The organism is uncultured Cytophaga sp., from assembly GCF_937863595.1.
Lineage (GTDB): Bacteria > Bacteroidota > Bacteroidia > Cytophagales > Cytophagaceae > Cytophaga.
The window spans coordinates 1-3,717 of sequence record NZ_CALMGQ010000020.1 but is presented as its reverse complement, the minus strand read 5'-3'; the positions used below and the strand labels follow the sequence as shown (position 1 = coordinate 3,717).

Annotated in this window: 2 protein-coding genes and 1 tRNA gene; all 3 read left to right on the top strand. The window is 37.4% G+C overall.

The genetic code is table 11. The features are described from left to right. Positions 1-357: 357 nt before the first annotated feature. Positions 358-1,731, top strand: coding sequence for an NAD-dependent succinate-semialdehyde dehydrogenase (locus Q0543_RS01735; RefSeq protein ID WP_299248211.1), 1,374 nt, complete (start codon positions 358-360; stop codon positions 1,729-1,731). 314 nt (positions 1,732-2,045) lie between these two features. Next, entirely contained in the window at positions 2,046-3,278 is a 1,233-nt protein-coding gene (locus Q0543_RS01730; protein ID WP_299248209.1) for a WcaI family glycosyltransferase, read from the top strand. Between the two features lie 238 nt (positions 3,279-3,516). Beyond that, positions 3,517-3,590: transfer RNA gene (locus tag Q0543_RS01725), tRNA-Ile, on the top strand. Positions 3,591-3,717: the final 127 nt, after the last annotated feature.

Here is a 3,717-nt window from a genome sequence, read left to right as displayed (position 1 = left end):
TTCTGATATTTATATAATCTATAATTTTAGTATATAATACGAATTATAAATACACTTAATCAAATACCCATAATAACAATTTTTTAATATTATTTATACTTTATAGGATTAATTTACATCCTTACTTTAAATAATTTTAACATATATACAATAATTAAGTATAAAAATACACTATGTAATAATAAATGAAGATTTAATGCAATACCTAATAAACCCTTAAAAATCAAAACCAACAAAACCCATTTAAATATAAATTTTCTATGTTATTGTTTATTCAATCAGATTGATGCTTACACCCAGTTTCTTTGTATTCAAATCATTATGAGTAAGTTTACGGAGGAATAAAAAAAAGAATACATGTTACAATCCACCAATCCGTTCACCCATATTTCAACAGTAATTGGCACAAGCGATACGGTTGAAATAACACGCAGCAAGCTTACTGTTTCTCAAAAAGCATTTCAAGACTGGAAAAATACATCTCTGCAGGAACGAAAAACCTTGTTTACTTCCTTAAGCAATACCTTGCGAACACACAAACAACAGGCTGCGGAATTCATAACGACAGAGATGGGCAAACCCATTACAGAAAGCCTATCTGAAATAGAAAAATGTATTGGACTTGTAGACTGGTATGTCGAACACTGCGAAACATTCTTAGAACCAAGCCCGCGTCAAGAACTAAGTCCTAAAAAAAGCTATAGTTACATACGCTTTGAACCCTTGGGAACGATTTTAGGTATCATGCCTTGGAACTTTCCATTTTGGCAGGTATTCCGCTTTGCAATACCAACAATACTTGCAGGCAATTGCGTCATCTTAAAGCATGCATCCAATGTACAAGGCTGTGCTAAATTTATGGAACGTCACTTTGAACTGGCTGGCTTCACTTCGGGTGTATTCATTCACAGTTCGGCATCTTCTAAGGATATTGAAACGCTTATTTCATCCCCCATTATTCAAGGCGTTTCTTTAACGGGTAGCGAAGGTGCAGGCCGATCGGTTGCAGCACTAGCGGGCAAACACCTAAAAAAATGCGTGTTCGAATTGGGTGGCAGTGATCCATTTATTGTATTGTCTGATGCAGATTTAGACACCTGCATACCACTCGCCATCAAAGGCAGACTCATCAACAACGGACAAAGTTGTATTGCTTCAAAACGTTTCATTATTCATGAAGGGTGTTATGCTCCATTTATGGAAGGCTTAGCAAAAGCAGTAAGCGAGCTCATCATAGGCGATCCCATGCAAGAGAAAACAAATTTAGGCACCATGGCCAGTGCCGAATTTAAAACGGAACTATTAAAACAAGTCGATCAAAGTATCGAAGAAGGTGCTACTGTTTATTTTAAACATCCTTTTGATGATTCGAATAGCAATTTTATTGCACCCATCATCTTAGAAAATATTCCACATACCGCACCTGCTCGCAGAGATGAATTGTTTGGACCCGTATTTAGCTGCATAAAAGTATCGAGTACCGAAGAAGCGATTCGCATTGCAAACGAAACAGCCTTTGGATTGGGCGCAAGCATCTGGACCAAAGACATTGCCAAAGCCCAACAACTAGCAGTACAAATTGAATCGGGCTCGGTATTCATCAATGAAATGGTGCATTCAGACGTACGCATTCCATTTGGCGGAATTAAAAACTCGGGCTATGGCAGAGAATTAGCAATCTATGGTATGCATGCGTTTGTAAATATCAAAACGGTGGTGGTTAATGAGTAATTATGAGTTATGAATTTAGTATACAGAATGAATCTTCACCTCTGTCTGTGACACACCATAGCCGTCAACTTAAGAGATTTGCTTTTCATACTCTAGTGGTTGGTAGTTTAAGTGTAATAATTATTAGTGGTTAAACTTAGAGAAACAAACACTTAAACGTACCGAACAACGGCATGTTTTGAGTCTACTGAAAATAAGCCGTCGTTCGGCTTTTTCAGCCAACCACCTGCAACTCTATGATGTTATACAACTTCACACTTTCTACTTTACACTTTAAACTTAAAACTAAAAACTAAAATCGTATCTTTGATTGAATGAAAATTTTAATACACGGAATAAATTACACCCCAGAATTAACAGGTATTGGAAAGTACACGGGGGAAATGGGTGCTTGGCTCGCAAAAAATGATCACGCGGTAGATGTGATTGCTGCTATGCCGTATTACCCTGAATGGTCTAAAAAGGAGGGTTATAAAGGTAAGTGGTGGTTTAAAGAATCCATTGCAGGCGCATCTGTATATCGTTGTCCCTTATATGTCCCTAAAAAAGTAACGGGTGCAACACGCATGATTCATGAATTTAGTTTTTTAGCATCTTCCGGTTTTTTTTGGATACGTTTTCTATTTAAACGATATGATATTGTATTTACACCCTACCCCCCATTAATCATTGGTTTCTGTCCTTGGTTGTATAAGATATTCCACCCAAAAGCAACATGGGTATTTCACGTGCAAGATTTACAAGTGGATGCTGCTAGAGAATTAAAACTCATACAAAATAAAACACTTCTTACCATACTCGAAAATATCGAACACTTCTGGCTACGGAAATGCGACTATGTCTCTTCCATTAGTACGGGTATGCGCGATCGGATTCTATCCAAAGGCATCCATGCCTCAAAATACATCATGCTCCCCAATTGGGCAGAAACGAATATCATAAAACCACTACCCACTTCTGAATCAATGCGAACAGAACTAGGTATTCCATTAGATTCGAAGGTACTTTTATATTCTGGGAATTTAGGCGAAAAGCAAGGGGTAGAAATGCTAATCGACGCTGCGAATCAATTGAAGAGCAAAACGAATATCCTTTTTGTGATTGCTGGAGAAGGTGCGTCTAAACAAAAACTCATAGAATATGCAGCAAGCAAACAACTTGAAAATATATTATTCCTTCCCTTGCAATCGTATGCGAAACTCGCATCGTTTCTAGCTATCGCTGACATCCATCTGGTGATACAGAAAAAATCGGCAGCAGACTTAGTGCTTCCATCAAAATTTATGAGCATCCTTTCTGCAGGTGGCGTATCTTTAGTGACCGCAGAACCAAATACCAGCTTATATGATATGGTTGCAACAAACAACCTTGCGTACATCTGCGAGCCAGAAAACACAAGCGTTTTTGTACAAACCATCCAATCCATACTTGCAGAAGATTCCACACCCATAGCTCTACGTGCAAGACAATTTGCGGAAGAAAAATTAAGTATTGACGGGATATTAGGTGCCTTTATGCAACAATGCTCTTACGTGCAACACAGATAGAGAACCATTCATACACATCTTTCTAATCTATTGAATACCAGAATTAATAATTCAACAACAGGGTGTTCAACATGAAACCTGAAACAAATCTGCACTTAAAAAATTGAATCGAATGAACGAAAAACTGCATTTTCTGACCCACTCGCTCTTTTCTAAACATAATTCTTATCCAACTTATTTGTTTAATTCATCCCATTTAAGTAACATTGCACTCAGAAAAAAAATTATTTTTTTTCTAGGGCTCTTAGCTCAGATGGTTAGAGCATCTGACTCATAATCAGAGGGTCGTTGGTTCGATACCAACAGGGCCCACATTTAATCGAATAAGTACTTGTAATCAAGCGCTTATTCGATTTTTTTTTGCTCAAAAAGAAAATTGAAGATAGTGAACAGTGCCTGTTTCGCTTTGGGGCGGGAGTCAAGGAAAAAGTGCTAAATA

Bases quoted from the DNA above. Each gene is read 5' to 3' on its own strand.
- Q0543_RS01735 (WP_299248211.1), top strand. From the start codon at position 358: ATGTTACAATCCACCAATCCGTTCACCCATATTTCAACAGTAATTGGC.
- Q0543_RS01730 (WP_299248209.1), top strand. From the start codon at position 2,046: ATGAAAATTTTAATACACGGAATAAATTACACCCCAGAATTAACAGGT.